Source organism: Paenibacillus albicereus (assembly GCF_012676905.1).
Taxonomy (GTDB): domain Bacteria; phylum Bacillota; class Bacilli; order Paenibacillales; family Paenibacillaceae; genus Paenibacillus_O; species Paenibacillus_O albicereus.
In genome coordinates this window covers 2,736,446-2,759,839 of sequence record NZ_CP051428.1, presented here as the reverse complement: position 1 = coordinate 2,759,839, position 23,394 = coordinate 2,736,446, and the positions used below count along the sequence as shown (strand labels likewise).

Below are 23,394 nucleotides of genomic sequence, written 5' to 3'. Positions count from 1 at the left end.
GGGATTGACGGTTTCATGAGTATGGATTTTATAGAGGCGCTGAACGAGATCGAGCGCGAGAAGGGAATCGCCAAGGACGTGCTTCTGGAAGCGATCGAAGCGGCGCTCATCTCCAGCTACAAGCGCAACTTCAACACTGCCCAGAACGTGCGCGTGGACATCAACCGCCATACCGGCGTCATCAAGGTCTATGCGCGCAAGAATGTCGTGGAAGAAGTGCTCGATCCGCGCCTGGAGATCAGCGTCGAGGCTTCGCGCGAGATCAACCCGCATTACCAGCTTGACGACGTGGCCGAAATCGAGGTCACGCCTCGCGACTTCGGGCGGATCGCCGCCCAGACGGCCAAGCAGGTCGTCACGCAGCGTATTCGGGAAGCCGAGCGCGGCCTGATTTATAATGCTTATATCGATAAAGAAGAAGATATCGTCAACGGCATCGTGCAGCGCCAGGATACGCGCCACTTGTTCGTCGATCTCGGCAAAGTGGAGGCGGTGCTGCCGCTGACCGAGCTGATGCCCACCGACAAGTTCAAGCATGGCGATCGCGTCAAGTCGTTCATCACCAAGGTGGAGAATACGACAAAAGGCCCGCAGATCATTCTTTCCCGCACGCATCCGGGGCTGCTGAAGCGGCTGTTTGAGCTTGAGGTGCCGGAAATCTACGACGGCGTCGTCGAGATCCGCTCCGTAGCGCGCGAGGCGGGCTTCCGCTCGAAGATCGCGGTCCACTCCCGCAACGACGAGGTCGACCCGGTCGGTTCCTGCGTCGGCCAGAAAGGCATGCGCGTCCAGACGATCGTCTCCGAGCTCAAGGGAGAGAAGATCGACATCGTGCGCTGGTCGGACAACACCGAAGAGTACGTGGCCAACGCGCTCAGCCCGTCGAAGGTGCTTGAGGTCATCGTGTTCGAGCAGGAGAAGATGGCTCGCGTCATCGTTCCGGACTACCAGCTGTCGCTGGCGATCGGCATCAAGGGCCAGAACGCGCGCCTTGCGGCCAAGCTGACCGGCTGGAAGATCGACATCAAGAGCGAGACGCAGGCCGAGCAGGAGTTCGGACGCGAGCGGACCCAAGGCGCCGCGATGCATCAGGACTCCGTCACGATCGACTGAGCGGGAAAGGAGGGAATTCGCCGATGAGACCGAGAAAGATCCCTCTGCGCAAGTGCGTCGCGAGCCAGGAGATGCTGCCTAAAAAAGAGCTGATCCGGGTCGTCCGCACGCCGGACGGCCAGATCGGCATCGACTTGACCGGCAAGAAGTCCGGCCGAGGCGCCTATCTGAAGGGCACGGCGGAGAACTTCCGCCTCGCCAAGAAGACCAAGGCGCTCGACCGCGCGCTCAAGCAGACGGTGCCGCTGGAAATCTACGATCAGCTGGAGCGCGAGTTCGTCTCCGTCGAGGAGCAGTTCCTCGCCGCCAAGGCGCGGGAGGATGACGCGGATGGCGAATAAGGCTTTATCCAGCCTGGGAATGGCGATGCGCGCCGGCAAGGTCCTGACCGGAGACGATACGGTGCTGCGCGCCGTTCGGCAGGGCAAGGCTGCGCTCGTGCTCGTAGCGGCGGACGCTTCAGCCAACACCCTCAAGAAATACCGTGACAAATGCTCGTCCTACGGCGTATTTATGGCTGAAGCTTTTTCCCGCGATACGCTCGGGCATGCCCTCGGCAAGGAAGAGAGGGTGGTCGTCGCCATAACGGATCGGGGATTTGCCGACATGATTCGGGGTCATTTGAGCCAGAATACGGAGGTGGAGAATATTGACTAAACCACAAGACGGTAAAGAAGGCAAAGAGAAGCTTCGCGTCTACGAATACGCGAAGTCCCTTAACATGAGCAGCAAGGAAATCATTACGATTCTTAAGCGTCTGGATACGCCGGTCAACAACCACATGAGCGTCATGGAAAGCGGCATGGTCAGCAAGGTGGAAGGATTCTTCCGCGACATCAAAGCGAACGCCGCGGCGAAGCGGGCGCAGGGCGGCCAGCAGGCCGGCACGTCCTCCGCCCGCCCGACCGAAAAGCGGCCGGAGCAACAAGGAGTGCATACTATTCCACGTCAAGAGCAAACCCAACAACCAAACCAACAGGATCGACAGGTGACTATGAACACGACATCGAACAACAACCAAAGCAGCAACGGCACTCAGCAGCGCTCGTCCCAAGGCGGAAGCCGCAATGGACAGGGCGGACAAAATCGCAGCGGTCAAGGCCAAGGCCGTCCGCAAGGCCAAGGCGGCGGCCAAGGTCGTCCGGCAGGTCAAGGCGGCGGCCAAGGCCGTCCGGCGGGTCAAGGCGGCGGTCAAGGCCGTCCGGCGGGTCAAGGCGGAGGCCAAGGCCGTCCGGCGGGTCAAGGCGGAGGCCAAGGCCGACCGGCAGGTCAAGGCGGAGGCCAAGGCCGTCCGGCAGGCCAAGGCGGCGGCTACGGCGGCAACCGTCCGGGCGGCCAAGGCGGCGGTCAAGGCCGCCCGGCAGGTCAAGGCGGCGGCTACGGCGGCAGCCGGCCAGCCGGTCAAGGCGCAGGCGCAGGCACGGCTTCCCGCGGCGAGAGCCGCAGCACCGCTCCGGCTCCGCGCACGTTCGGCGACAACAAGCCGGCGGGCGGCGGGCAGCGCGACTTCAGCCGCAGCGGACCGAGCGGCGGCGCGGGACGCAGCGGCGGACCAGGCGGCCAAGGCGGCAACCGCCGCGGCGGCGGCAAGCCGGGCGGCCAGGGCGGACGCTTCGACGATCGCGGCGGAAACTTCCGCAGCCGCGGCAAGAACGGCCGCGGCGGCAAGAGCAGCCAGCCGCAGCGCGACAAGATCGACAACACGCCGAAAAAGATCATCGTCCGCGGCAGCATGACGGTGGGCGAGCTCGCGAAGCTGCTCCATAAGGACGCTTCCGAGGTCATCAAGAAGCTCATCTTCCTCGGCGTCATGGCGACGATCAACCAGGAGCTCGACATCGAGACGATCCAACTGGTCGCCTCCGAGTTCAAGGTCGAGGAAGTCGAAGTCAAGATTCCGGTCGAAGAGGACGATTTCGAGACGGTCGAGGAGAAGGACGAAGAGGAGAGCCTCGAGACCCGAGCTCCGGTCGTCACGATCATGGGCCACGTCGACCACGGCAAGACGACGCTGCTTGACGCGATCCGCTCGACCAACGTGACCAGCGGCGAAGCGGGCGGCATCACCCAGCATATCGGCGCGTATCAGGTCGAGATCAACCAAAAGAAAATTACGTTCCTCGATACTCCGGGCCACGAAGCGTTCACGATGATGCGCGCGCGCGGCGCCGAGGTGACGGACATCACGATCATCGTCGTCGCAGCCGATGACGGCGTCATGCCGCAGACGGTCGAGGCGATCAACCATGCCAAGGCGGCCAAAGTGCCGATCATCGTGGCGGTCAACAAGATCGACAAGCCGGATGCCAATCCGGACACCATCAAGCAGGAACTGACCAAATATGAGCTCGTGCCGGAAGAGTGGGGCGGCGACACGATCTTCGTGAACGTCTCCGCCAAGCAGCGCACCAATCTCGAAGAGCTGCTCGAGATGATCCTGCTCGTGGCCGAGGTCAACGACTATAAAGCGAATCCGAACAAGCGCGCGCGCGGCACCGTGCTCGAGGCCGAGCTCGACAAGGGCAAAGGTCCGGTCGCTCGCGTGCTCGTGCAGCACGGCACGCTCAAGATCGGAGATGCGTTCGTCGCCGGCAACACGTTCGGCCGCGTCCGCGCGATGATCAACGACAAGGGCCGCCGCCTCAAGGAAGCCGATCCTTCGACTCCGGTCGAGATCACGGGCCTGACGGAAGTTCCGCAAGCGGGCGATCCGTTCATGGTGTTCGAGGACGAGCGCAAAGCCCGCGCGATCTCCGAGCGCCGCTCGATCAAGCAGCGCCAGTCCGAGATGGGAGCGAACTCCCGCGTCACGCTGGACGATCTCTACAAGCACATCAAGGAAGGCGAGATCAAAGACCTCAACGTCATCATCAAGGCGGACGTACAGGGCTCGCTCGAGGCGCTGCGCGGCTCCCTGGAGAAGATCGAGGTCGAAGGCGTGCGCGTCAAGTCGATCCACAACGGCGTCGGCGCCATCACCGAATCCGACGTCGCCCTCGCTTCGGCTTCCAACGCGATCGTCATCGGCTTCAACGTCCGTCCGGAATCCCAGGCGGCCGTCGCGGCCGAGCAGGAGAAGGTCGACGTGCGCCTGCACAACATCATCTACAACGTCATCGAGGAAATCGAGCAGGCGATGAAGGGCATGCTCGATCCGATCTTCAAGGAAGTCGTCACCGGCCATGCCGAAGTGCGCAATCTGTTCAAGGTCAGCAAAGTCGGCACGATCGCCGGCTGCATGATTACGGACGGGAAAATCTCGCGCTCGGCCGAAGCCCGCGTCATCCGTGGCGGCATCGTCGTGCATCAAGGCAAGATCGATACGCTCAAGCGCTTCAAGGATGACGTCAAGGAAGTGTCGCAAGGCTACGAGTGCGGCATTACGCTGGAGAAGTTCAACGACATCCAGGAAGGCGACATCATCGAAGGCTTCACTCAGGAAAAGGTAGAACGCTAAGAAGAGGTGGTCCATCATGGCTAAAATCCGTGTCGGCCGCGTGGGGGAGCAGATCAAGAAAGAGCTCAGCCAGATCATTCAGACCGAGCTCAAGGATCCCCGCATCGGCTTCATTACGGTAACCGGAGTGGACGTCACGAACGATATGTCCCAGGCGCGCGTCTATTTGAGCGTGCTCGGGAACGACGATCAGAAGGAAGAGACGCTAAAGGCTCTGGCGCGGGGGACCGGCTTCATCCGCTCCGAGCTCGGCAAGCGGATCCGCCTTCGCCATACGCCGGAGCTGCTGTTCAAGTTCGACGGCAGCATCGAGTACGGCAGCCGGATCGAATCGCTTCTGACGAAGATCAACCGGGAGAACGGCGGCGAATGAGCGGCGCCATGCACCGCGATTTCAAAGCCGCCATGCATTTTCTGAACGAGGGAGACGACTATTTAGTCGTCTCCCATGTTCAGCCTGACGGGGATGCGATCAGCTCGACGCTCGCCGCCGCCTGGCTGCTCGGTCGGCTGGGCAAGCGCTTCGTGCTCGCCAACCAGGACCCGGTGCCGGACCGGCTCCGCTTCCTGAGCGGCAGCGAGGGCATCCGGAGCTTGGACCAGCTCGGCACGGACGTCCGCTTCAAGCGGATCGTCGCCGTCGACTGCGCCGATTACAAGCGGATCGGCCTGCTGGCCGATCGGTTCGCGGACGGCGCCGAGCTGCTCAACATCGACCATCATCCGACCAACGACGCCTATGGCGCCTGCAATCTGATCGTGCCGGAAGCGGCAGCGACCGCTCAGATCCTCTACGAGCTGATCGCCGAATCCGGGCATGCGTTGGATCCGTCCGCGGCGGAGCTGCTGTACACCGGCCTGCTGACCGACACGGGCGGCTTCCGCTATTCCAATACGGATACTCGGGTCATGCAGACCGCCGCGAAGCTGCTGGAAGCAGGCGCCGACGGCTACCGCATCGCGGACCGGCTGCTGGAGACGATGACGCTGCCGCAGCTCAAGCTGCTTCGTCTGGGCCTCAACCGGATGGAGTTCCGCTTCGGCGACCGGGTCTGCTCGATGCGGATCACGCCGGAGGACATGGCGGACACCGGCGCCGCGCCCGAGGATTTGGAAGGTCTCGTCAACTACGCCCGCAATGTCGAAGGCGTGGAAGCAGGCATCCTGTTCAAAGGCATGCGCGACGGAAGCGTCAAGGCCAGCCTGCGATCCGGCGGAACGCTCGACGTCGCCGCGCTCGCGTCGGCGTTCGGCGGAGGCGGCCATGTCCGCGCGGCCGGATGCCGGCTGGAGGGCGAGGTCCAGATCGACGCCTTGCTGGCTGCGGTCGGGGAGGCGCTGGAATCGAGATGAATGGAATTTTACCGATCTGGAAGCCCGCCGGCTGGACGTCTCATGATGTCGTAGCCAAATGCCGCCGGCTGCTGCGGACGAAGCGGATCGGCCATGCCGGCACCCTCGATCCGATGGTGACCGGGGTCCTGCCGCTTTGCATCGGACCGGCGACGCGCTTCGTCGAGTATTTGCAGGAGATGCCCAAGGAATATGAGGCGGTGCTGCAATTCGGCGTGGCGACCGATACGCAGGATCTGACCGGAGAGACGATCGAGCGTGTCGACAAGGTCGAGATCGGAGAGGAGCGGCTCCTGGAGACGCTCCTCTCGTTCGTCGGAGAGATCCGGCAGCTGCCTCCGATGTATTCCGCCGTCAAGGTCGACGGCAAGCGGCTGTACGAGCTGGCTCGCGAAGGCAAGACCGTGGAGCGCAAGCCGCGTCAGGCGACGATCCACGAGCTGGAGCTGCTGGAGGCGGACCTTCGTCCGGACCATCCTCGCATCCGTTTCCGCGTGCTCTGCTCCAAGGGCACCTATATCCGCACGCTGTGCGTCGACATCGGCGAGAAGCTGGGCGTGCCCGCTGCGATGGCGGAGCTGACGCGGACGCTGTCCGCAGGCTTCCGGCGCGAGGACTGCGTCACGCTCGAGGAGCTCGAGGCGCTGCGGGAGGAGGGAGCGGAAGCGAGCCGCCTGCTGGCGGCCGACCGCTCGCTTTCCGGCATTCCCGCCTTCACCGCGGCAGTGCCCGCCGTGCGGCAGGCGCTGCAAGGGCGCCGCATCCCGCTGGATTGGCTGGACGGTACGGCACCCGCCAGCGGCATGCTGCGGCTATACAGCCAGGGCGGCTTGTTCGCCGGTCTGTTCGAGGCGGAGCCGGAGGACGGCATGCTCAAGCCCGTCAAGGTATTCGCCCGTCCGGAAGAGGTCTGAACCTAAAGAGAAATGCAGGTGGGAGCAAATGGAGGTCCATGTTGTAAGCTATCCGCTGGAGTCGGATGCGAAAGAGAAGTGCGCGCTGGCGATCGGCCATTTTGACGGCGTGCATCTTGGCCATCGCTCCGTCATCGAGCGGGCCGTCGCCAAAGCGTCCGCTTCCGGCATGCGGGCGGCCGTCATGACGTTCGATCCCCATCCTCGCGAGGTGCTCGGGCGGGGCAGCGGCTATGCCGCGAGCCTCACGCCGCTGGACGACAAGCTGGAGCTGTTCCGGCAGGCTGGCGCCGATGCGGTGTATGTCATGCGCTTCGAGCCCGCCTTTGCCGAGATCAGCCCTCGCGCTTTCGTCGAAGAGGTGCTGCTGCGCCTCGGCGTCTGCCACGCGGTCGTCGGCTTCGACTTCCGCTTCGGCCACTTCGGTGAAGGCAGCGCCCAAAGCCTGAGCGAGCTCGGGGAAGGCCGCTTCGGCGTCGAAATCGTTCCAGCCTATAGCCGGGAGGGCCTCAAGGTAAGCAGCACGTACGTGCGCGAGGCATTGGAAAACGGGCAGGTCGAGCTGGCCGCCGAGCTGCTCGGCCGGCCTTATGCGGTGAGCGGCGTCGTCGTTCATGGAGACGCGAGAGGGCGCACGATCGGCTTTCCGACCGCGAACGTCCTGCAGGACTCCGCCTATGTCGTCCCGCGCCTAGGCGTCTACGCGGTCCGTGTCCACCTCCCGGAGCGGAACGGCTTTCCGGCCCAGACGCTGCCGGCCGTGCTCAACCACGGGATGAAGCCGACCTTCAACAAGGAAAGCATCGTTCCCGTACTCGAAGCCCATCTGCTGGATTTCGAAGGCGATCTGTACGGCCTGCGCGTGCGCATCGAATTCCTTCATTTCCTTCGCCCGGAGCGGAAATTCTCCGGCGTCGCCGAGCTCGTCGAGCAGCTGGGGAAGGACCGGGACCGGTCCGCCGAGCTGCTGCGGAGCTGACGGGGCATCCCGGTTTACTTTAGGCTCCGTTGATGCTATACTATGTCATGTTGTCCAAGAGGCTTCCTCTGGATACGCTGGCCCCGGCTTGGCCGGCCGCTCTCACCGGCGGCGGCGAGGCTGACGGCGACTTAGGCAACCATAACGAATTTGGAGGTGAACATGGATGGCACTTACGCAAGAACGCAAGCAAGAGCTCATCGAAGAGCACAAAACGCATGCAACTGACACGGGTTCCCCCGAGGTTCAGGTCGCTATCCTGACTCAGAACATCGTCAACCTGACAGACCACCTGCGGACGCACAAGAAGGATCACCACTCGCGCCGCGGTCTTCTGAAAATGGTCGGTCAGCGCCGCAAGCTGCTGGCTTACCTGAAAAACAACGATGTACGCCGTTACAGCGCTCTGATCGAGAAGCTTGGCCTTCGCCGCTAGGAATGCCGCTGTAAAAGAAGCAACCTGGTTTGCAAGCTGTCCGGGAATCCGGAAGAAGCGCAGCCGGGTTGCTTTTTATCATGAAGGAAACCCTACATGCACCCATACATAATTCGATCCAACAAATAGGAGGGATATCATGCACCAGGTTCAAATGACACTCGGCGGCCGCGAGCTCGTGCTCGAGACCGGACGCCTGGCCAAGCAGGCCAACGCGGCTGTAACGGTACGCTACGGCGATACCGTCATTCTCTGTACGGTGACCGCGTCCTCGGGTCCGAAGGATCTGGACTTCTTCCCGCTGACGGTCAACTACGAGGAGCGCCTGTATGCCGTCGGCAAAATTCCAGGCGGCTTCATCAAGCGCGAGGGCCGTCCGAGCGAGAAGGCGATCCTGTCGAGCCGCCTGACGGACCGTCCGATCCGTCCGCTGTTCCCGGAAGGGTTCCGCAACGACGTGCAGGTGCTCAATCTGGTCATGAGCGTCGACCAGGACTGCCCGCCTGAGATCGCGGCGATGATCGGCACAGGCGCCGCGCTGAGCGTGTCCGACGTTCCGTTCAGCGGCCCGATCGGCGGCGTCATCGTCGGCCGCATCGACGGCGAGTTCATCATCAATCCGACGGTGGAGCAGGAAGAGAAGAGCGACATCCATGTCGTCGTTTCCGGAACGCGCGACGCGATCATGATGGTGGAGGCCGAGGCGAACGAGGTCTCCGAGGAAGTCATGCTCGAGGCGATCATGTTCGGCCATGACGAGATCAAGAAGATCTGCGCGACGATCGACGAGCTGACCGCTTTGAGCGGCAAGCCCAAGATGGACGTCGTGCTCCATGCCGTCGACGCCGAGACGAGCGCGGAAGTGCGCGGCTTCGCGTCCGCCCGCCTCGTCGAAGCGATCCGGATCGAGGAGAAGCATGCCCGCCAAGAGGCGATTGACGCCGTCAACCGCGAGACGGTAGCCCGCTTCGAGGAGCTTTACGCCGACCAGCCGGAGCGCATGGGCGACGTGAAGGAGACGCTGTACGATATCGTCAAGGAAGAAGTGCGCCGCTTGATCACGCATGACAAGATCCGTCCGGACGGACGCGGACTGGACGAGATCCGTCCGATCGAGTGCGATGTCAACCTGCTGCCGCGCACGCACGGCACGGGCCTGTTCACGCGCGGCCAGACGCAAGCGCTCAGCATCTGCACCCTCGGCGCCCTCGGCGACGTGCAGATCCTGGACGGCATCAGCCCGGAGACGACCAAGCGGTTCATGCACCATTACAACTTCCCTCCGTTCAGCGTCGGCGAAGCCCGTCCGCTCCGCGCCCCTGGCCGCCGCGAGATCGGACACGGCGCTCTTGGCGAGCGCGCGCTCGCCAAAGTGCTGCCATCCGAAGCGGATTTCCCCTACACGATCCGCCTCGTGTCGGAGGTGCTGGAGTCCAACGGCTCCTCTTCCCAAGCGAGCATCTGCGCCAGCTCCCTGGCGATGATGGATGCCGGCGTGCCGATCAAGGCTCCGGTAGCCGGCGTGGCGATGGGCCTCATCAAGGACGGAGACCATTTCTCGATCCTGACGGACATCCAAGGCATGGAAGACCATCTGGGCGACATGGACTTCAAAGTAGCCGGAACGGCGGAAGGCGTCACCGCAATCCAGATGGACATCAAGATCGCCGGCATCAACCGCAGCATCCTGACGCAGGCGCTCGAGCAGGCTCGACTCGGCCGGATCCACATCCTCGGCAAGATGAACGAGATCATAGCCAAGCCGCGCGAGAGCCTGTCGCAGTATGCGCCTAAGATCACGACGCTCCGCATCAACCCGGACAAGATTCGCGACGTCATCGGCGCCGGCGGCAAGATCATCAACAAGATCATCGAGGAGACCGGCGTCAAGATCGATATCGAGCAGGACGGCATGGTCTACATCGCTTCGTCCAACGAGGAGATGAACAAGCGCGCCCGTGCGATCATCGAGGGCATCGTCAAGGAAGTCGTCGTCGGCGAGATCTATACCGGCACGGTCAAGCGCATCGAGAAGTTCGGCGCCTTCGTCGAGATCCTGCCGAACAAGGACGGTCTCGTCCACATCTCGCAGCTGTCGACCGATCGCGTCGCGAAGACCGAGGACGCGGTCAGCATCGGCGACGTCATCACCGTCAAGGTGACCGAGATCGACGGGCAAGGACGCATCAACCTGTCCCGCAAAGCGGTTCTGACGGCCGAGGCTCCGGCTGGTTCGTAGCCTGTCTTCCACAAGCCCACATCGAGAACCAGAGACTCGTCTCTGGTTCTTTTTTTGCTGAAAGCGTCGTTCGTTCCTCCATCCATGCGTCGTCCGGAGAAAGGGCCAAGCCGCATAATCGCCTCGTCCCGCTCATACATTGGGGGGAGAAAAGGTGGAGGGGGAGGCAGATGAAACTCCGTGCATGGAGCGCGGCGGCCGCATGCGGAGCGGTGCTGGTGCTTGCGGCGGCGGCCTGGAGCCCCGCCGGTACGTATATCCGTTCGCTGGGAGACGGCGAGCTTCGCGCGGCGATGGCCGCCAGCGACGCCGACCAGTCGCTGCTGGATCAGATTCGGAAGCAAGCGCCTGGCCGCAGCGTGCCGCCTATCGATGCTTCGGTCGACCGCTGGTTCCGAGCCATTCCCGGCTACGAAGGCCGAGAGGTCGACGTGGAGGCTTCGTATCGGGCCACGCTGCAGCGGCCGGAGGACGGCTTGACGTTCCGGTACAAGCCGGTCGCGCCGGCCAAAAAGCTGGCGGACTTTCCGCTGGAGCCGGTGTATAAGGGCAATCCGGCCAAGCCTGCGGCTTCGCTGATGATCAACGTGGCCTGGGGCAACGAATATTTGGAGCCGATGCTGGAGACGCTGCGGCGCAGCGGCGTGAAGGCGACCTTCTTTCTGGACGGCAGCTGGCTGAAGCGCTACCCGGAGCTGGCTCTGCGGATCAAGGAGGGCGGGCATGAGATCGGCAACCATGCTTACACGCATCCCGACATGAGCAAGCTGGGGGAGGCGGAGCAAAAGAGCCAGATCGAGCGCACGAGCTCGCTGATCGAGCAGACGCTCGGCGTGAAGAGCCTTTATTTCGCGCCTCCCTCGGGCAGCTTCAACGCGCTGACGGTGAAGACGGCGCGGGAGCAGGGCATGACGACCGTGCTCTGGACGCTCGATACGGTCGACTGGATGAAGCCGCGGCCGGAGGCGGTGCTCGCCAAGATTTCCCGTGGCCTGAAGCCCGGATCGCTCGTGCTGATGCATCCGACCTACGCCTCGAGCCAGGCGCTGCAGGGCATCATCGATTCGGCCAAGCAAAAGGGCCTCGTCCTCGGTCCGGTGAGCCAGACGCTTTCGGAGGCGCGGCTTGACGGCTCGGTTGAGAGCGGACGCTGATTTTGTTATGATGGTAATTAAACTTCGAGGAGGAGAACCGGTGAATCTATATCGACTTAGCAACGGGCTTCGCGTCGTCGCGGAACCGATCCCGACCTGCCGCTCCGTTTCGTTCGGCATCTGGGTGAAGACGGGCTCGCGCAGCGAAACCCCGGCCAACAACGGCATCTCCCATTTCATCGAGCACATGCTGTTCAAGGGCACCGATACGCGCAGCGCCAAGGACATCGCCGATCTGTTCGACGGCATCGGGGGCAACGTGAACGCATTCACGGCCAAAGAATACACCTGCTACTTCGCCAAGGTGCTCGACCTGCATCTGCCGCTCGCGGTCGACGCGCTGGCGGACATGTTCTTCCACTCGCGCTTCGACGAGGAGGAACTGGCCAAGGAGAAGAACGTCATCCTCGAGGAAATCTCCATGTACGAGGATACGCCGGACGACAAGGTCCATGACGAAGCCTCGCGGGCGTCGTACGGAGATCATCCGCTCGCTTATTCGATCCTCGGCCTGGAGGAGCGGCTGGAGGCGATGGGGCCGGACGACCTGCGCCGCTACATGCAGGATCAATATACGATCGAGAATACCGTCATCAGCGTAGCGGGCAATATCGAGGAGAAGGCGCTGCTCGCGCTGCTCGAGGAGAAGTTCGGAGGCATGAGCGCGCGCGGCGCAGGACGCGGCTTGACGCCTCCGGCATTCCAGGGCCAGTACCTGTTCCATCCGAAGCAGACCGAGCAGAACCATATCTGCCTCACCTTCCCGGGCTGCTCGATCGACGACGACAAGCTGTACGCGATGGTGCTGCTGAACAACGCGCTCGGCGGCGGCATGAGCTCGCGCCTGTTCCAGGAGATTCGCGAGAAGCGCGGCTTGGCCTACTCGGTCTACTCCTACCATACGTCGTACGCGGACTCCGGCCTGTTCACCGTCTATGCGGGCACGGCGCCCAAGCAGACGGCCGACGTGCTCGACCTGACGATGGAGCTGCTCGCCGACGTGTCGGCTTCGGGCCTGAGCGAGGCCGAGCTGCGCCGGGGCAAGGAGCAGCTCAAGGGCAGCCTCATCCTGAGCCTGGAGAGCACGAGCAGCCGCATGAACCGCAACGGCAAAAACGAGCTCATGCTCGGCCGCCACTTCACGATGGACGAGATCATCGAACGCATCGAAGCCGTGACGATGGCGGACATCCGCACGGTCACCGCCCGCATGCTCGACAAGCCGTTCGCAGTCGCGATGGTCGGAACGGAAGAAGGGCCGGCCGCCGCTCTCAGGAGGGATCGCTTTGCATCAAGTCCACTTTAAGCGACTGCCCGGCAACGAGGACGTGCCGCTTCCAGCGCGCATGTCCGCCGCTGCGGCTGGCTTCGACCTGCATGCGGCCGTGGCGGAGCCGCTCGTGCTCCAGCCGGGAGAGCGAGCGCTCGTTCCGACGGGCTTCGCGATGGCGATGCCGCCGGAGCTCGAGGCTCAGATCCGTCCCCGAAGCGGCTTGGCCTACAAGCACGGCATCACGTGCCTCAACTCTCCCGGCACGATCGACGCCGACTACCGGGGCGAGGTCAAAGTGCTGCTGATCAACCATGGCCAAGAGCCGTTCTCCATCGCGCGCGGCGAACGGATCGCCCAGATGGTGTTCCATTCCGTGCCGGCTGTGGCGATCGCCGAGGCGGCCGAGCTGCCGGACACGGCTCGCGGTGCCGGCGGCTTCGGCCATACGGGCAAGTAACCGATTCGCCGGTCCTTCTTTATGACTGTGGAGCCGCAGCCGCGGCCGTCCGATTCCAGGACGGCCGCGGCTGCGGCATTTTCGGGTTCGTCGGCGCGCAAGTCCGGGGCCGTCCGCCAGTAACCCCCGCCCGCCGTGCGGCATAAACTGCCCTATACCAAGCAAAACGGCTGCAGGCTCCGGCGGGCGGTCGTTTGCGATGGAATCGAAAGGAAGCCGCGCGACGCGATATTGGGGAGAGGATGTGACGCCAGCATGCTGACCGGCGTTCAGGTGCTGCTGATCGGCGGCGACGCAAGGCAGCTTGAGGTCATGCGCAGGCTGTCCGAGCTGGATGCTTCGCTTACGGTGTCCGGATTCGACGGGCTCCGCACCCTTCCCGGAGACAGCTCGGACACCGAGCTGCGGGAAGAACTGTTTGATAAGACGGATGCGGTCATACTGCCGGCAGTCGGCACCGACGATGCCGGCCTCATACCGGCAGCCTTCAGCGACAGCGAGCTGCGGCTGACGGGCGCCATGCTTGCCCGGCTGCCGAAGCATGCCACGATCTATGCCGGGATGGCCAGACCTTATTTGAAGGAGCTGTGCCGCGAGCACGGCATCGGCCTTGTCGAGCTGTTCGAGCGGGACGACGTCGCCATCCTGAATTCGATCCCGACGGCAGAAGGAGCCGTCAAGATGGCGATCGAGCATACCGACATCACGATCCACGGATCGACCTGCATGGTTCTCGGACTCGGCCGCACGGGGCTGACGCTGGTTCGCACGCTGCAGGGACTGGGGGCGACCGTGCTGGCCGGCGTGAATCGTCCGGAGCCGTTCGCGAGAGCGGCGGAGATGGGCGCGAAGCCTTTCTACACGCGGGATTTGCAAGATCATGCAGGCAACATCGACTTGCTTTTTAACACAATTCCCACTATGATAGTCACAGCGCAAATGATTGCCAGAATGCCTTCCCGCGCGGTCATCATCGACCTGGCCTCCAAGCCGGGCGGCACCGATTTCCGCTTCGCGGAAAAGCGCGGCCTGAAGGCCATTCTGGCGCCGGGACTTCCCGGAATCGTCGCCCCCGTGACCGCTGGTCGCATCATAGCGGATTGTGTCACTCAGCTGATTCTGGATGAGATCAGCGCGCGGGGGAATGCACAATGAACTGGAACGGACTTACGGTCGGCTACGCGCTTTCGGGTTCCCACTGCACCTTCGCCGAAGTGATGCCGCAGATCCAGCGGTTCGTCGACGCCGGCGCGGACGTCGTGCCGATCGTCACGCAGAGCCTGATGACGACGGATACCCGCTTCGGCACGGCGGCGGAGTGGAGGCGGCAGCTGACGGAGATCACCGGCAACGAGATCATCTCGACCGTCGTGCAGGCGGAGCCGCTCGGCCCGTCCAAGCGGCTGGACGTCATGCTCATCGCGCCGTGCACCGGCAATACGACGAGCAAGCTCGCCAACGCGCTGACCGACGGAGCGGTGCTCATGGCGGCCAAGGCCCAGATGCGCAACGGCCGTCCGGTCGTGCTGGCCATTTCCACCAATGACGGGCTCGGCCTCAACATGGCCAACATCGCCAAGCTCATGGTCGCGAAGAACATCTACTTCGTGCCGTTCGGGCAGGACGATCCCGTCAACAAGCCGAATTCGCTGGTCGCCCGGATGGATCTGGTGATGGAGGCATGCGAGCATGCGCTCCAGGGCAGGCAGATGCAGCCGGTTCTCGTCGAGAGGGCTTGACGAAGCAGGCAGCGGGTCGGAACGGTCTAATCGGGCCGTTCCGCCTGCGAGCAGCATGGATAGACAGCCGGCAGCGAGCCCATACGCTGGCGGCTTTTTTTACAGGCGGGGACCGAGGTCCCCGCCTTCAAGCGGGTTCATTCTGCTTGCACTAAGGGCAGAGAAGGGATGACATCAATGGGGGTACGGGTTTTGAAGTTCGGCGGAACGTCGGTAGCGACGCGCCAGACGAGGGAGCTCGTCGTGAACCACATCGAACGGGAGCGGAGCAGCGGGCATAACCTTGTCGTCGTCGTCTCGGCGATGGGGCGCACCGGCGATCCTTACTCGACGGATACGCTTCTATCGCTGGCCAGGGAGGAGGGAGGCGAGCTCCACGCGCGAGAGCGCGACCTGCTGATGGGCTGCGGCGAGATCATCTCGGCTGTCGTCCTCTGCAGCGCGCTGGCGGCCCGCTCGATTCCTGCCGTGGCGCTGACGGGCGGATGCGCGGGAATCTTGACCGGCAGCCAGTTCGGCGAGGCCCGCATCGAAGAGATCCGCACGGAGCGGATGCTGCGCCATATGGAGCGGGGCGAGGTCGTCGTCGTCACCGGCTTCCAAGGCCAGGATGCTCAGGGCGACTTGACGACGCTGGGACGGGGCGGCAGCGACACATCCGCGACCGCGCTCGGCGCGGCGCTGCAGGCGGAGATGGTCGACATCTATACGGATGTCAACGGCATCCTGACGGCCGATCCGCGCATCGTCAAGGACGCGAAGCCGCTGACGGTCGTCGGCTATGCCGAGATATGCAACATGGCGCGCCTCGGCGCCAAGGTGATCCATCCGCGCGCGGTCGAGATCGCCCAGCAGGCGCGCATTCCGCTGCGCGTCCGCTCGACCTTCTCCGACGAGGAGGGCACGCTTGTCACCGACCTGCCTACGGCGCTCAGCCTCGCTTCGCCGCTCAAGGACCGGCATGTGACGGGCATCGCTCACGTGCCGGGCGTGACGCAGATTTCCGTGCGCACGGTCGACGGCATCGCCGACACGCAGCTGCAGGTGTTCCAGTCGATGGCGCGGCATCATATCAGCGTCGATTTCATCAATGTGACGCCGGCCGGCGCGCTGTACACGGTCATGGACGATGACGCACCCAAAGCGGTGCGCGTGCTGCAGGAGCTCGGATTCGAGCCCGAGACGGTGAACGGCTGCGCCAAAGTGTCGGTCATCGGCGGCGGCATGCACCGCGTGCCCGGCGTCATGGCCAAGATCGTGGAGGCGCTTGCGGAGCAAGGCATTCCGATCCTGCAGTCCGCCGACTCCAATACGACGATCTGGGTGCTCGTCCGCGAGGAGCATATGGGGGGCGCGCTGCGCGCGCTGCACGCCAAATTCGAGCTGCATCTTTGACAGCTAGCATTTCCATCGGGCATACTTAGTATTCATTGGGGCTTGGTGCGGGAGTGGCATGCCGCCTTTGCCGAGGAGGGAACCTTCATGGTGGATTATGGCAGACTGATTACAGCAATGGCGACTCCGTTTACTCCGAAGGGCGAGGTCGACTGGGAGACAGCCGGCAAGCTCATCGACGAGCTGATCGACGTCCAGAAGTCCGACAGCATCGTCATCAGCGGAACGACGGGGGAATCGCCGACGCTGACGGACGAGGAGAAGGTCGAGCTGTTCCGCTTTGCCGTCTCCCGCAGCGCCGGGCGCGCGCGCATCATCGCAGGTACGGGCAGCAACGATACCGCCCATAGCATCCATCTGACGGCAGCGGCCGAGCAGGCGGGGGTCGACGGCGCGCTACTGGTCGTCCCTTATTACAACAAGCCGAGCCAGGAAGGGCTTTATCGCCATTTCAAGGCGATCGCCGAATCGACCTCGCTGCCTGTCATGCTGTACAACGTTCCCGGCCGCACGATCGTCAGCATGAGCCCGGAGACGACGATCCGGCTCGCGCGCGATGTCTCCAACATCATCGCGACCAAAGAATGCCATTCGCTCGAGCATGTAGCGGAGATCATCAGCGGCGCTCCGGACAGCTTCCTGGTCTATACGGGCGACGACAGCGCCGCGCTGCCCGCCCTTGCGGTCGGCGCGCATGGCGTCGTGAGCGTAGCGTCGCACATCGCAGGCGGCCGGATGAAGGCGATGATCGAAGCGTTCCTAGACGGCCGCACGGCCGAAGCGGCCGAGCTGCACCGCAGCCTTGTTCCGCTGTACAAGGGTCTGTTCGCGGCTCCGAGCCCGACGCTCGTCAAGAAGGCGCTGGAGCTCAAAGGGCTGCCCGTCGGAGGCTTGCGCCTGCCTCTGATCGAGGCCGATGCCGACGAAACCGAGACGCTTCGCCAGCTCCTGCAGGCTTATTGATTTTCCGAATGAATTCATTTCCGCCGGCCCTTCAGGGCCGGCTTTTTCGCGTTGCATGGCGGGGCTCGATCCGCAGCGGCCGGCATCCGAGAGCTTCGGCTTGTGTTCCATCTTTTGCATCATGTATAATATTCCTAAATGACTGGTGCGGCAAAGTGAATATGGCTTCAACCCCATCCGCGCGGCAGATGGGTGGATCCGTGCATAACGTTGCATGTATTTGGTCGTTCCCCGCATGGTAGCGGTTTTCGGCCGCGGTCCGACATCTTGGTATCGGCAGCTCGGCAGGAGCCCTGCATGCGAAAGACCGTCCCGGAGGGACGGCAAGCCGTCGCTGGCTTGCCCATGCGTTCGATCGTTAACTATTTCACATATATTAGGAGGTAAGATTTCCCTTGTCCAAAAAGAATCCCCAAGACAAGCTGCTCGTCTTCGCCCTAGGCGGCGTAGGCGAGATCGGCAAAAACATGTATGTCATCCAGCACGGCAATGACATCGTCGTCGTCGACTCCGGCCTGAAGTTTCCGGAGGAGGACATGCTCGGCATCGACATCGTCATTCCCGACATCACCTACTTGACCGACAACCGCGACAAAGTGCGCGGCATCATCATCACCCACGGCCACGAGGACCATATCGGCGGCCTGCCTTACGTGCTGCGGCATCTCAACGTGCCGGTCTACGCGACCCGCCTGACGCTCGGCTTGATCGAGGGCAAGCTCAAGGAAGCCGGCCTGCTCGGCGAGACCAAGCGCATCCTCATCAACGCCGACTCCGTGCTGGAGCTCGGCTCGATTACGGCGAGCTTCTTCAAGACGAACCACAGCATTCCGGACTCGGTCGGCGTCTGCCTCGATACGCCGGAGGGCACCATCGTCCATACCGGCGACTTCAAATTCGACTTCACGCCGGTCAACGACCAGTATGCCGACCTGCAGCGCATCGCCGAAATCGGCAAGCGCGGCGTCCTGGCGCTGCTGTCGGACAGCACCAACGCGGAGCGCCCGGGCATGACGCCTTCGGAGAGCAACGTCGGCGTCGAGCTGACCGAGATTTTCCGCAAGTCGCAGCAGCGCGTCGTCGTCGCGACGTTCGCATCCAACGTGCACCGCATCCAGCAGGTGTTCAACGCGGCGATGGCGACGAAGCGCAAGGTTGCGATCGTCGGCCGCAGCATGGTGAACGTCGTCACGATCGCCGGAGAGCTCGGCTATCTGAACATTCCCGAAGGCATGATTATCGAGCCGGAAGAAGTGAACAAGATGGCAGCCGACCGCGTCGTCGTCCTCTGCACGGGCAGCCAGGGCGAGCCGATGTCGGCGCTGACGCGCATGGCGCGCTCGACGCATCGCAAGATCGACATCTTGCCGGGCGATACGGTCATCATCGCAGCGACGCCGATCCCGGGCAACGAGCGCGACGTAGGCCGCACGGTGGACGAGCTGTTCCGCCTCGGCGCGAACGTCATCTACGGTCCGGGCTCCGTCTCCGGCGTGCACGTATCCGGACACGGCAGCCAGGAAGAGCTCAAGCTGATGCTCAATCTCATCAAGCCGGAATATTTCATGCCGATCCACGGCGAGTACCGCATGCTCCGCCAGCACGCCAAGCTGGGCGAGGCGGTCGGCGTTGATCCCGACAAGATCTTCATCTGCGATATCGGCGATACGGTCGAGTTCCAGGGCGGCGTCGGACGCAAAGGCTCCAAGGTTCCTTCCGGCAACGTGCTCATCGACGGCCTTGGCGTCGGCGACGTCGGCAACATCGTCCTGCGCGACCGCAAGCTGCTGTCGCAGGACGGCATCCTCGTCGTCGTGGTCACGCTCAGCAAGCAGGACGGGACGATCAAGTCCGGTCCGGACATCATCTCCCGCGGCTTCGTCTACGTCCGCGAGTCCGAAGGCTTGCTCGACGAAGCGAACCGTATCGTGACGACCACCTTGCACAAGCTCATGAACGACAAAGTCAACGAGTGGGCTTCGCTCAAGACCAACGTCAAGGACGCGCTCGGCCGCTTCCTCTACGAGCAGACCCGCCGTCGTCCGATGATCCTGCCGATCATCATGGAAGTTTGATCGTCCCCGCCTGCCTCCATTTCGGAGGCAGGCTTTTTCGTGCTTCGCGGCCGGCGTATGGGGCGATGCCTCCCGCTTCATACTAGGCAGGCAATTCGAAGGAAAACAAAGGAGGAGATGACGCATGAACGAGCCATCCACCCGCTTGCGAGCGGAGGCGGAGCCTGCGGCGGCTATCGACAAAGCGAAGCTCGACGCGATCCAGCAGCTGGGCCAGATCGCGGTGCCGGCTGCGGATCCGTCAAACGTGTTCTGCATGTCGATCATCGGCCAGATTGAAGGCCATATGGTGCTTCCGCCTCAAAACAAGACGACGAAATACGAGCATCTCATCCCGCAGCTCGTCGCCGCGGAGCAGAGCAGCAAGATCGAGGGCATCCTGATCGTCCTCAACACGGTCGGCGGAGACGTGGAGGCAGGTCTGGCGATCGCCGAGATGATCAGCTCGCTGAGCAAGCCTTCCGTTACGCTCGTGCTGGGCGGCGGCCACTCGATCGGCGTGCCGATCGCGGTCGCGGGCAACCGCTCGTTCATCGCCGAGTCGGCGACGATGACGATCCACCCGATCCGCATGAACGGCCTCGTCATCGGCGTGCCGCAGACGTTCGAATACTTGGACAAGATGCAGGAGCGGGTCGTGCGGTTCGTCACGTCGCATTCGCGCGTTCAGGAGAAGACGTTCAAGGAGCTGATGTTCAAGACGGGCGAGCTGACGCGGGACATCGGCACGACCGTCATCGGCGAGGATGCGGTGCGCCACGGCCTGATCGACGAGGTCGGCGGACTCGGCAAGGCGATCGCCGCGCTGAACGCGCTCATCCAGGAGCGCAAGCCGAAAGCGGACGCAGGCGCGGTTCCGTTCGTGCCGGCCGCATCGATGGCGGGGGCGGTTCCCGGAGCGGAAGGCGGCCTGCCTCAATGACCCTCTATACGATCATGCCGCTGGAACTTGTCCTGAACGGAACGGACGACGAGAGGGAGCCGTGGCTCGAGGCTCGGCTGGACGGCGTGCTGCTGCAGCTCGAGCCTCTCGAGCCCGGCTGGGGTAAGGTCGTCCGCATCGTGGACGGGCCGCTTGAAAGCTTTCTTGACCCGCGCTTCCAGCCGGGGGCGGTGCTCCCCTTCCGATAGGAACATTCCACCACCTATGGTATAATACTGAACCAGAGGTGAGAGGATTGGCCAAGAAAAGGCGGCGCAAAAGACGCACGTTCGGAGAAAACTTAAAATACGAGGTTTATGGAATCTTGCTCATAACGGTGTCGGTAATCGCCTTGTCAGGCGAGGCTACGGTCGGCAGATCGCTGACGAAGCTGTTCGCGCTCGTTTTGGGCAAGTTTCATTTTGCGCTGGCGCTCGTCGGAATCGCGGCCGGGCTATATGTGATGGTGACGAGGACTTGGCCGAAAGGCTGGACGTACCGCCGGACCGGCTTCCTGCTGCTGCTCATGGCGCTCACGCTCATGAGCTCGATGGGCGAGATCGACCGCAAGCTCGCCCCGGCGGACCTGGTCAGCGGCTCGGCCATATTCGCCCAGCTCGGACAGGACATCCGCGACGGGCTGCTGACGGACGGCACGGAGGCCGAGCCGGGCGGACCAATCGGAGCTTCGGTCAGCGGCGGCTATTTGGGAGCGCTGCAATACTCGCTCCTGTACACGCTGTTCGGCTACTTCGGCTCCAAGCTGCTGCTTATCGTCATGTTCGCCATATCGGCCATGCTCATCACGGGCCGCTCGTATGTCGAGCTTGGCCGGGTCATTCGGGATCGCCTGGGCCGGCTGGCCAAGCTGCTGCAGGCCAAGGCCGCCAGCAGGCCGCGCAAGCCGAAAGCTCCGAAAAGCGCCTCGGGAGCCGGCGCAGCCGCTGCTCCCGCCGGGGCACCCGGGCCGGATCATCTCGGCTACGGCCTCCATGCGGACGGCCATGACGACGACTTCGGGAGCACGGTCGCCGCGCCCGCGGCCAAGAGCCGCTCGCTCTTCTTCTCCTGGGGCAGCCGAGGCGGCGACGATGAGGACGCGGGCGGAGCGCCGGACAAAGAGTGGCTGATGGAAGAGTCCGCGCTGAATCAGGCCAAGGCCGCCTCCAAGCCGGCCGTCACGATGCGCGGCCGCCCGGCGGAGCCCCTTGCGCAGCCGGATGCCGCTCCATGGGAGGACGATGACGGGGAGGACTGGGAGGACGTCCGGCCTGTGGAAGCTTCGCCCGCGCCGTCCGCGCGCGCCGCTCATCTGGACGCGGCGCAGCGGCCGGAGCCCGGCGATGACGAGGATCCGTTCGGTGACTACGACGATGCCGACGTCTTCCCGTCCCCATCGCCTGCGGCCCATCCCGCCGAGCAGTCGGAAGCGCTGGCGGGGCCTGAGGGCGACGGCGACGGCGCTCCCGCGCCGGTGCTCGCAAGCAAGCCGTACCGCCTGCCGCCGCTGTCGCTGCTCGCCAAGCCTGCTTCGCCCGGCAGGGCGGGGGATTTGACGGACATCAACAACGATTCCCGCCGCAAGCTCGAAGCGACGCTCGAGAGCTTCGGCGTCCGCGCCAAGGTGCTCGACGTCGTGCCGGGACCGGCGGTCACGCGCTACGAGGTGCAGCCCGCCACGGGCGTCAAGGTCAGCCGCATCGTCGGCCTGACCGACGACATCGCGCTCGCGCTCGCGGCCAAGGACATCCGCATGGAAGCTCCGATACCCGGCAAGTCGGCGATCGGCATCGAGGTGCCGAACGCCGAGGTGGCCGTCGTCACGATGCGCGAGGTCATGGAGACCCCGACGTTCGCGAGCGCCTCGTCCAAGCTGTCGATCGCGTTCGGACGCGACATCGCGGGCCAGTCGATCGTCGGCAACCTCGCCAAGATGCCCCATCTGCTCGTCGCCGGCGCGACAGGCTCCGGCAAGTCGGTGTGCATCAACGGCATCATCACGAGCATCCTGTACAAGGCCGCGCCGGACGAGGTCAAGTTCATGATGATCGACCCGAAGATGGTCGAGCTGAACATGTACAACGGCATCCCGCATCTGCTCGCGCCGGTCGTCACCGACCCGCGGCGGGCGTCGCTCGCGCTCAAGAAGATCGTCGTCGAGATGGAGAAGCGCTACGAGCTGTTCTCCAAGTCCGCCACGCGCAACATCGAGGGCTACAATAGCCTGATGAAGGACAATCCGCAGGCCGTGCTTCCGTACATCGTCGTCATCGTCGACGAGCTCGCCGATCTGATGATGGTCGCCGCCAAGGATGTCGAGGACAGCATCACGCGGCTCGCGCAGATGGCGCGCGCGGCCGGCATCCACCTCATCATCGCCACGCAGCGACCTTCGGTCGACGTCATCACCGGCGTCATCAAGGCGAACATTCCATCGCGGATCGCGTTCGGCGTCTCGTCCCAAGTCGACTCCCGGACGATTCTCGACATGGTCGGAGCGGAGAAGCTGCTCGGACGCGGCGACATGCTGTTCCTGCCGGTCGGCATGTCCAAGCCGATCCGCGTCCAGGGAGCGTTCCTGTCGGACAACGAGGTGGAGGCGGTCGTCGAGTACGCCCGCTCGCAAGGCGAAGCGGAGTACAAGGAGGATCTGGTGCCGGAGCTGGACGAAGGCGGAGACAGCGGAGAGGGCGAGGAGCTGGACGAGCTGTTCGACCAAGCGATGCAGATCGTCGTCGAGGCGCAGCAGGCGTCCGTCTCGCTGCTGCAGCGCCGGATGCGCGTCGGCTATACGAGGGCGGCCCGGCTCATCGACCAGCTGGAGGCCAAAGGCATCGTCGGCTCTTACGAAGGCAGCAAGCCGCGGGAGGTCATGATGACGCTCGACCAGTTCCAGGCGAACCAGAAACATGCATAGAAGGGACT

Annotated in this window: 21 protein-coding genes; all 21 read left to right on the top strand. The window is 63.6% G+C overall.

The features are described 5' to 3' along the window. Positions 1-15 precede the first annotated feature (15 nt). The 21 genes from nusA (at position 16) to HGI30_RS12110 (ending at position 23,386) form a co-directional block, all read left to right on the top strand. Entirely contained in the window at positions 16-1,113 is a 1,098-nt protein-coding gene (gene nusA / locus HGI30_RS12210; protein ID WP_168907813.1) for a transcription termination factor NusA, read from the top strand. A 23-nt stretch (positions 1,114-1,136) separates the two neighbouring features. Further along, positions 1,137-1,454: an RNase P modulator RnpM gene (gene rnpM, locus HGI30_RS12205; protein ID WP_168907812.1), complete on the top strand. Its 318-nt coding sequence runs from the start codon at positions 1,137-1,139 to the stop codon at positions 1,452-1,454. Continuing rightward, positions 1,444-1,770, top strand: coding sequence for a L7Ae/L30e/S12e/Gadd45 family ribosomal protein (locus tag HGI30_RS12200; protein WP_407944987.1), 327 nt, complete (start codon positions 1,444-1,446; stop codon positions 1,768-1,770). Before rnpM ends, HGI30_RS12200 begins: the two co-directional genes overlap by 11 nt. Then, on the top strand, positions 1,763-4,570 hold the full coding sequence (gene infB, locus HGI30_RS12195) for a translation initiation factor IF-2 (RefSeq protein ID WP_168907810.1): 2,808 nt from the start codon (positions 1,763-1,765) through the stop codon (positions 4,568-4,570). Before HGI30_RS12200 ends, infB begins: the two co-directional genes overlap by 8 nt. A 16-nt stretch (positions 4,571-4,586) precedes the next feature. Beyond that, a complete protein-coding gene (gene rbfA, locus HGI30_RS12190; protein WP_028597391.1) occupies positions 4,587-4,943 on the top strand; it encodes a 30S ribosome-binding factor RbfA in 357 nt (118 codons plus the stop codon). Then, entirely contained in the window at positions 4,940-5,923 is a 984-nt protein-coding gene (locus tag HGI30_RS12185; protein WP_235680116.1) for a DHH family phosphoesterase, read from the top strand. The genes rbfA and HGI30_RS12185 overlap by 4 nt, the downstream gene beginning before the upstream one ends. Next, entirely contained in the window at positions 5,920-6,837 is a 918-nt protein-coding gene (gene truB / locus HGI30_RS12180) for a tRNA pseudouridine(55) synthase TruB (RefSeq protein WP_168907809.1), read from the top strand. Before HGI30_RS12185 ends, truB begins: the two co-directional genes overlap by 4 nt. A 28-nt stretch (positions 6,838-6,865) precedes the next feature. Further along, on the top strand, positions 6,866-7,816 hold the full coding sequence (locus tag HGI30_RS12175) for a bifunctional riboflavin kinase/FAD synthetase (RefSeq protein ID WP_168907808.1): 951 nt from the start codon (positions 6,866-6,868) through the stop codon (positions 7,814-7,816). 166 nt (positions 7,817-7,982) lie between these two features. Next, positions 7,983-8,252, top strand: a complete 270-nt coding sequence (gene rpsO, locus HGI30_RS12170) for a 30S ribosomal protein S15 (protein WP_028597387.1) — start codon at positions 7,983-7,985, stop codon at positions 8,250-8,252. A gap of 139 nt (positions 8,253-8,391) precedes the next feature. Next, the gene (gene pnp / locus HGI30_RS12165) at positions 8,392-10,491 is read left to right on the top strand and encodes a polyribonucleotide nucleotidyltransferase (RefSeq protein WP_407944986.1); all 2,100 of its coding nucleotides are present in this window, start codon (positions 8,392-8,394) and stop codon (positions 10,489-10,491) included. 170 nt (positions 10,492-10,661) lie between these two features. Continuing rightward, a complete protein-coding gene (locus tag HGI30_RS12160) occupies positions 10,662-11,645 on the top strand; it encodes a polysaccharide deacetylase family protein (protein WP_168907807.1) in 984 nt (327 codons plus the stop codon). Between the two features lie 40 nt (positions 11,646-11,685). Then, complete coding sequence (locus HGI30_RS12155; RefSeq protein WP_168907806.1) at positions 11,686-12,951, top strand: M16 family metallopeptidase; 1,266 nt, start codon at positions 11,686-11,688, stop codon at positions 12,949-12,951. After that, positions 12,932-13,375, top strand: coding sequence for a dUTP diphosphatase (gene dut, locus HGI30_RS12150; protein ID WP_168907805.1), 444 nt, complete (start codon positions 12,932-12,934; stop codon positions 13,373-13,375). The genes HGI30_RS12155 and dut overlap by 20 nt, the downstream gene beginning before the upstream one ends. A gap of 255 nt (positions 13,376-13,630) precedes the next feature. Further along, on the top strand, positions 13,631-14,530 hold the full coding sequence (gene dpsA / locus HGI30_RS12145) for a dipicolinate synthase subunit DpsA (RefSeq protein WP_168907804.1): 900 nt from the start codon (positions 13,631-13,633) through the stop codon (positions 14,528-14,530). Beyond that, entirely contained in the window at positions 14,527-15,114 is a 588-nt protein-coding gene (locus tag HGI30_RS12140) for a dipicolinate synthase subunit B (protein ID WP_028597382.1), read from the top strand. Before dpsA ends, HGI30_RS12140 begins: the two co-directional genes overlap by 4 nt. Positions 15,115-15,291: 177 nt before the next feature. Continuing rightward, on the top strand, positions 15,292-16,509 hold the full coding sequence (gene dapG, locus HGI30_RS12135) for an aspartate kinase (RefSeq protein ID WP_168907803.1): 1,218 nt from the start codon (positions 15,292-15,294) through the stop codon (positions 16,507-16,509). 90 nt (positions 16,510-16,599) lie between these two features. After that, complete coding sequence (dapA, locus tag HGI30_RS12130; protein WP_168909854.1) at positions 16,600-17,472, top strand: 4-hydroxy-tetrahydrodipicolinate synthase; 873 nt, start codon at positions 16,600-16,602, stop codon at positions 17,470-17,472. Positions 17,473-17,867: 395 nt separating this feature from the next. After that, positions 17,868-19,547, top strand: coding sequence for a ribonuclease J (locus HGI30_RS12125; protein WP_168907802.1), 1,680 nt, complete (start codon positions 17,868-17,870; stop codon positions 19,545-19,547). 124 nt (positions 19,548-19,671) lie between these two features. Continuing rightward, complete coding sequence (locus HGI30_RS12120; RefSeq protein WP_168907801.1) at positions 19,672-20,469, top strand: ClpP family protease; 798 nt, start codon at positions 19,672-19,674, stop codon at positions 20,467-20,469. After that, the gene (locus tag HGI30_RS12115) at positions 20,466-20,678 is read left to right on the top strand and encodes a YlzJ-like family protein (protein ID WP_168907800.1); all 213 of its coding nucleotides are present in this window, start codon (positions 20,466-20,468) and stop codon (positions 20,676-20,678) included. The genes HGI30_RS12120 and HGI30_RS12115 overlap by 4 nt, the downstream gene beginning before the upstream one ends. A gap of 47 nt (positions 20,679-20,725) precedes the next feature. Then, entirely contained in the window at positions 20,726-23,386 is a 2,661-nt protein-coding gene (locus tag HGI30_RS12110) for a DNA translocase FtsK (protein WP_168907799.1), read from the top strand. Positions 23,387-23,394: the final 8 nt, after the last annotated feature.